At 56.3% G+C, this 5463-nt stretch carries 6 protein-coding genes; all 6 read left to right on the forward strand.

Annotated elements, in window-relative coordinates:
* On the forward strand, positions 1-865 hold an 865-nt coding region (gene malF / locus BIS10_RS17050), incomplete at its 5' end, for a maltose ABC transporter permease MalF (RefSeq protein WP_253507079.1).
* A 10-nt stretch (positions 866-875) separates the two neighbouring features.
* Complete coding sequence (malG, locus tag BIS10_RS17055; protein WP_253507082.1) at positions 876-1766, forward strand: maltose ABC transporter permease MalG; 891 nt, start codon at positions 876-878, stop codon at positions 1764-1766.
* Positions 1767-1919: 153 nt separating this feature from the next.
* Positions 1920-3410 (forward strand): TrkH family potassium uptake protein, encoded by a 1491-nt coding sequence (locus tag BIS10_RS17060; protein WP_253507094.1) that lies wholly within the window; start codon positions 1920-1922, stop codon positions 3408-3410.
* Between the two features lie 11 nt (positions 3411-3421).
* A complete protein-coding gene (locus BIS10_RS17065) occupies positions 3422-4510 on the forward strand; it encodes an ATP-binding protein (RefSeq protein ID WP_253507085.1) in 1089 nt (362 codons plus the stop codon).
* Positions 4500-5225, forward strand: coding sequence for a response regulator (locus BIS10_RS17070; RefSeq protein ID WP_253507088.1), 726 nt, complete (start codon positions 4500-4502; stop codon positions 5223-5225). Before BIS10_RS17065 ends, BIS10_RS17070 begins: the two co-directional genes overlap by 11 nt.
* The coding region (locus BIS10_RS17075; protein WP_253507091.1) for an NAD-binding protein at positions 5222-5463 on the forward strand (242 nt) is incomplete at its 3' end. The genes BIS10_RS17070 and BIS10_RS17075, both read left to right, overlap by 4 nt.

The raw sequence follows: 5463 nt of genomic DNA on the forward strand, positions 1-5463 counted from the left end.
GTATGATCGCCGCGATGAGCGGCTGCTTACCCCCGACCCCAGCATTGGCTTTTTCGTCGCGGATAACGGCGAGCAAATTACGCCCGGCTGGCCGGTGAGCGTGGGCTTTTCCAACTACACCCAGATTTTCACGGACCCGGATATTCGCGGCCCGTTCATGCAAATTTTTGTGTGGACCTTCGTGTTTGCCGCCCTCACCGTGGTGTTTACCTTAGCGGTTGGCTTTGTACTGGCCTCGCTGCTGCAGTGGGACCAGCTCAAGGGCAAGGCCGTTTACCGCACGCTGCTGATTCTGCCCTACGCGGTACCGGCGTTTATTTCGATTCTGATTTTTAAAGGCATGTTCAACCAGCACTTTGGTGAAGTGAACATGATTCTGGACACCTTGTTTGGCGTGCGCCCCGAGTGGTTTACCGACCCATGGCTTGCCCGCAGCATGCTGCTGATTGTGAATACCTGGTTAGGCTACCCCTACATGCTGCTGCTCTGCATGGGCTTGATTCAGGCCATTCCCCAGGATTTATACGAAGCCTCGGCGGTAGACGGCGGCGGCCCGCTCACCAACCTGTTCAAGATCACCCTGCCGCTGATTATCAAGCCGTTAACGCCGCTACTGATTGCCGCCTTTGCGTTTAACTTCAATAACTTTGTGCTGATTGCGCTGCTCACCGGCGGCAACCCGGATATTTTAGGGGCCAGCACCCCAGCGGGCACCACCGACCTGCTGGTGAGCTACACCTACCGCATAGCCTTTCAGGATGCTGGGCAGAACTTTGGCCTAGCGGCCGCAATTGCCACGCTGATTTTCCTGCTGGTGGCAGGCATGTCGCTGCTCAATTTGCGCCTTTCCAAAGTGAAGGTATAGGAGGTTACACATGGCCATGGTTCAACCCCGCTCCGTTGGCGTGCGCCGCCTAGGGGCGCACTTAGCGCTGTTCGGCTTTGTATCGCTAATTGTCTTTCCGCTGCTGCTGGTAATCTCGATCTCGTTTCGGGAGGGCAACTTTGCCACCGGCAGCTTGATTCCAGAGAATTTCTCGCTGGAGCACTGGTCCCTGGCGCTGGGCATCCCCTGGGAGCGGCCAGACGGCACCATAGTGCAGCCGCCCTTTCCCGTGCTGCTGTGGCTGTGGAACTCCATCAAGGTGGCCGTGGTGTCGTCAGTGCTGATTCTGATGCTGGCCACCACCAGCGCCTATGCGTTTGCCCGCATGCGCTTCAAAGGCAAGGAGCCGCTGCTCAAAGGTATGCTGATTTTTCAGATGTTCCCGGCGGTGCTTTCGCTGGTGGCGCTTTATGCGCTATTTGACCGGCTGGGGCAGTTTGTCGGCTGGCTGGGAATCAATACCCACGGCGCGCTGATTGTGGCTTCGCTCGGCGCGGTAGCGCTACATATCTGGACGATCAAAGGCTACTTCGAATCCATCGATGGCTCGCTTGAGGAGGCTGCCATGGTGGATGGCGCCAGCACTTGGCAAGCGTTTCGCTACATTCTGCTGCCGCTCTCTATCCCAATCTTGATGGTGGTGTTCATCCTGGCGTTTGTGATGAGCATTATGGAGTACCCCATGGCCTCGGTGCTTTTAGTGGACGAACACAAACTGACGCTCGCTGTGGGTGCCCAGCAGTACCTAGCCGACCACAACCAGCGCTGGGGCAATTTTGCCGCCGCCGCCGTACTCTCCGGCCTACCGATTACCGTGGCGTTTTTGATCTGCCAACGCTGGATTATTGGCGGTTTAACTGCAGGGGGTGTGAAGGGTTAAAAGAGTGCTTCATTAGCTTGTTTCCTCGCTTGAGCGGCTTGCTCATTCCCGGCGCCTGAGAAATCTACGCCGGGTTTTATTTTTTACGGACTTTTTATGCAGGTGCATGATGTTATAGACCATGCTTAAAGCAAATGAACGATGAGTATGGCAATGCACACTACCAACCCCTGGTTTTATCGCAGCAAAGAGCTCTACCGCCACTGGGCACCGGTGTTTAAGATTTTGTCGGTGCTGTGGCTTATTCTAGCGCTGTTTATGACGGTGCCTTGGGCGGTGCTACTGATTGAACGAGACCCCGACGCCCAGGCGTTTAGCCTGTCTATTATGATCGTGCTCGCCTGTGTGGCGACCACGCTACTGCTCACTTATCGTGCATCGCTTGAGCTTAAGCCGTGGCAAATGTTTATTCTCACGGCAGGCAGTTGGACCAGCATTAGCTGCTTTGCCAGCCTGCCGCTGATTCTTGGCGCGCCGCAGCTAACGTTCACCAACGCCGTGTTTGAATCCGTATCGGCGATCACCACCACGGGCTCTACCGTGCTGGTGGGCATTGAGAACCTCTCAGACGGCTTAAAGCTATGGCGCGGCTTGATGCAGTGGTTGGGAGGTATCGGCATCATCGTGATGGGCATTGCCATTCTGCCGTTTTTGAAAGTGGGCGGCATGCGTCTGTTTCATACCGAATCTTCTGACTGGTCGGATAAGGTCATGCCCCGCACTGGCGGTATTGCCAAAGCCACGCTGTCTATTTATGTCATCCTTACCCTTACGGCGATGGTTAGCTACTGGCTTGGTGGCATGCTGCCGCTAGATGCCATCGTGCATGGCATGTCTTCGCTCTCCACAGGCGGCTTTGCCAACTCTGATGCTTCGTTTGGCGCGTACACAGAACAACCGTGGCTGCTATGGATGGGCAGCTTTTTTATGCTCAGCGGCGCACTGCCGTTCGTACTGTATATTCGCTTTATTCGCTCTTCCCGCAGCGCGCTATGGAAAGACCAACAGGTACGCGGGCTGCTCAAACTGCTGCTGGCGGCCATTGTGATATTGAGCGCTTGGCGGGTATTTCAAGGCGACAACTGGTTTGTCTCACTCACCCACGTCACCTTCAACGTGATTTCAGTGGTCACTACTACAGGCTACGCATCAGACGACTACACCCTGTGGGGCTCGCTCCCCGTGGCGGCTTTTTTCTACCTGACGTTTATCGGTGGCTGTAGCGGCTCTACCAGCGGCGGTATGAAGATATTCCGCTTTCAAATCGCCATGCTGATGCTACGCAACCAGCTGCGCTACCTGATTCACGCGAACGGCATCTTTACCACCCGCTATAACCAGCAGCCGGTCACTAGCGATATCTCCCGCAGCGTCGTGGCTTTTTCGTTCTTCTTTTTTATTACCATTGCCGTGCTTGCATTGGGTTTAGCGGCGCTCGGTTTAGATTTGGTGACCGCGCTCACCGGTGCGGCCACGGCCGTGGCCAACGTAGGCCCAGGCCTTGGCGATACCATTGGCCCGGCTGGCAACTTCGCCAGCCTGCCCGATGCCGCCAAATGGCTGCTATGTGTGGGTATGTTGATGGGCCGCCTGGAAATTTTAACCGTGGTCGTCCTCATGACACCGATGTTTTGGCGGCGCTAACGGTGAACAACATGCGCGTATTTCGTCTTCCCAACCGGCGCGAGTTAGCCTTAGTGCTGGGCACTAGCGGTGTGGCTCTGCTGGCTGCTTGGTGGCTACATACCTGGCTCGCGCTGGCCAATTTATCGCTGATTTTTTTAACAGCCGTGCTTGCCTGTGCCGTTCTGGCCAGCAGCCGTGCGGCCTTTATCAGTGCGCTGGTGAACTTTGTGGTGTTTAACGTCGGCTTTACCGAGCCGTACTTTTCTTTGGCAGTGTCTGAGCGGGAGCAGTTGGTCACGCTCCTGTTCTTTTTATTAATCGCGCTGGTCGTGGGTCATATTGCAGGCGTTAGCCGCGAGCGAATGCTGGCACTTAATGCCTCTCGGTTGGCAGAGGAGCAGGAGCGGCTGCGCTCTGCCCTGCTCGCCTCGGTGTCTCACGATCTACGTACGCCGCTTGCGTCGATTATTGGTGCCGCCAGCTCCCTGCGCACGTTAGATGCCCAGCTAAGCCAACAGGATCGCTTTGAACTGCTTGACGGCGTCCTTAATGAAAGCGAGCGACTGAACCGTTACATTCAAAACTTGCTGGACATGACACGACTAGGCCACGGCGAATTGGCGATTGAGCGGGACTGGATCAGCGTCGACGATTTGGTAGCGTCAGCACGGCGTCGTTTAACCGGCGCACTGGCCGATATTAACGTGCGTCAAGCATGGGATGGCGAGCTGCCGCTCTTGAATGTTCACCCCGCCCTGATTGAGCAAGCACTGGTCAACGTACTGGAAAACGCGGCGCGGTTTTCTCCTCCTAACGGAGTGATCACCATTGCCGCTGCTACCGATCCTCGCCATAGCACACTCACACTCACCGTCACCGATGAAGGGCCCGGAATACCACCCGCCATGCGTGAACAGGTATTTGAGATGTTTTTCACAGGCAATGAGGGTGACCGCAGCCTGCACGGCACAGGGCTGGGGCTCGCTATTTGCCGTGGAATGTTGGGTGCCCATGGCGGAACGGTGTCGGCTGTTGAAGGGCCCCACGGGCAAGGAACTCAAATTATTATGCGGCTGCCACTCTCGACCCCCACCCAGGAGCCGAGCGATGACGCCTAAGCCCGCACGCATACTGATCGTTGACGATGAGCCCGCAATTCGGCAGTTTTTACGCATTAGCTTAGCGTCGCAAGGCTTTCGCATCAGCGAAGCCAGCACCGGGTATGCCGCGATCCATACCGTACGTGAGATGTTAACGGCTGATCCTATCGATCTGATTTTGCTAGACCTTGGCCTGCCCGATATTGATGGGCAGCAGGTACTCAGCACGCTGCGCCAGCAGGTCAGCATACCGATCATTATTGTCTCGGTGCGCGGCCAAGAAGTGGAGAAGGTGCGCGCCTTGGATAACGGCGCCAACGACTACGTCACTAAACCGTTTGGCATTCAGGAGCTGCTGGCCCGTATCCGAGCTCTGCTGCGCCAGCATCCGCCCGCTATCACCAAACCGCGTTATCAGTATGGCGCGTTAACCGTTGATATCGCGGCCCATCAAGTGACATTACACGGTGCGACGATTCATTTAACCCGCAAAGAGTTTGCGGTACTGCACCAGCTTATTAACCAGACTGGCCGAATCGTGACGCAAACCCATTTGCTGCGCACGATCTGGGGGCCAAGCCATCAAGAAGACACCCACTATTTACGCATCGTCATCAGCAAGCTGCGCCAGAAATTGGGCGATGACCCACAGGCCCCTAGCCTGCTGCAAACCGAGCCGGGGATTGGCTATCGGCTTTGCGTTGAGTTCGACCGTGAGGACATAAACGAATGAAAATTATCATTCTTGGCGCCGGCCAAGTGGGCGCAACGCTGGCCGAACACCTCGCCCGCGAGGAGAACGACATCACCGTCGTCGATACCGACGGCGCAAAACTGCGCGAACTGCACACCAAGCTGGATATCCGCACGGTGACAGGCGCAGGCTCCTACCCCATTGTGCTACGCCAAGCAGGCTGCGAAGACGCCGACATGCTGATCGCGGTGACCAACACCGACGAGATCAATATGAT

This window comes from Halomonas sp. 707B3 (assembly GCF_024158645.1).
Classification (GTDB): Bacteria; Pseudomonadota; Gammaproteobacteria; order Pseudomonadales; family Halomonadaceae; genus Vreelandella; species Vreelandella lionensis.

Bases quoted from the DNA above. Each gene is read 5' to 3' on its own strand.
- BIS10_RS17065 (WP_253507085.1), top strand. From the start codon at position 3,422: ATGCGCGTATTTCGTCTTCCCAACCGGCGCGAGTTAGCCTTAGTGCTG.
- malG (WP_253507082.1), top strand. From the start codon at position 876: ATGGCCATGGTTCAACCCCGCTCCGTTGGCGTGCGCCGCCTAGGGGCG.
- BIS10_RS17070 (WP_253507088.1), top strand. From the start codon at position 4,500: ATGACGCCTAAGCCCGCACGCATACTGATCGTTGACGATGAGCCCGCA.
- BIS10_RS17060 (WP_253507094.1), top strand. From the start codon at position 1,920: ATGCACACTACCAACCCCTGGTTTTATCGCAGCAAAGAGCTCTACCGC.